This is a genomic window from Aquirufa antheringensis (assembly GCF_004307425.1).
Lineage (GTDB): Bacteria > Bacteroidota > Bacteroidia > Cytophagales > Spirosomataceae > Aquirufa > Aquirufa antheringensis.
In genome coordinates this window covers 1-745 of sequence record NZ_SEWZ01000006.1, presented here as the reverse complement: position 1 = coordinate 745, position 745 = coordinate 1, and the positions used below count along the sequence as shown (strand labels likewise).

The following is a 745-nucleotide window of genomic DNA, read 5'->3' as shown; positions in this document are numbered from 1 at the left end:
CTGGCCGTTAAACCGCCAGTTAGGGTAGAACAGGTAATTGGGGCTAAGTCGTAACAAGGTAGCCGTACCGGAAGGTGTGGCTGGAACACCTCCTTTCTGGAGAAGCTATTATTTTCGGGTGATCACGTGAGTGATTATTCATCTTCTTTGTTTTTATCACACGCTTAAAGGAAACCTGCTCGAAAGAGAGCAGCTTTCAAAAAGATTATACAAGAATAAAAGCGGGCTTGTAGCTCAGGTGGTTAGAGCGCTACACTGATAATGTAGAGGTCCGTGGTTCGAGTCCACGCAGGCCCACAAGAAATGAAGGCATGTGGGACAAGAGATAAGAGTAAAGATTAGAGAGTATAGAGTAGAGAGTAAGCATTAGGCAAACGAGTCTAATAAAGAGATTAACAAAGAGAACCCATTAACCTGGGGGATTAGCTCAGCTGGCTAGAGCACCTGCCTTGCACGCAGGGGGTCAACGGTTCGAATCCGTTATTCTCCACCAGAGTAAAGATTAAGCAAACGAGCTTGATCAACAGATTGAAAGAGTTAACTAATGACTGTCGACTATCGACTAGTGACTAGCGACTAAAAACACCACCCTCCCCTACTCAAATGTGAGTAACGGAATGGGAACGATGTGAATGAGATGAGCGCAAGTTTATTGAATTTCACACAAGGTTCTTTGACATATTGTGAGAATAAAGTAAAGAGTAAGAGCAAATTAGAATTTGAATCCTTCGGGATGAAGATATTT

2 tRNA genes and 1 rRNA gene are annotated in these 745 nt (G+C 43.1%); all 3 read left to right on the top strand.

Annotation, left to right across the window (positions count from 1 at the left end):
* Positions 1–96 (top strand): 16S ribosomal RNA (locus EWU21_RS11330); the annotation flags it as partial.
* A gap of 127 nt (positions 97–223) precedes the next feature.
* Positions 224–297, top strand: a tRNA-Ile gene (locus EWU21_RS11195).
* 119 nt (positions 298–416) lie between these two features.
* Positions 417–493, top strand: a tRNA-Ala gene (locus tag EWU21_RS11190).
* Positions 494–745: the final 252 nt, after the last annotated feature.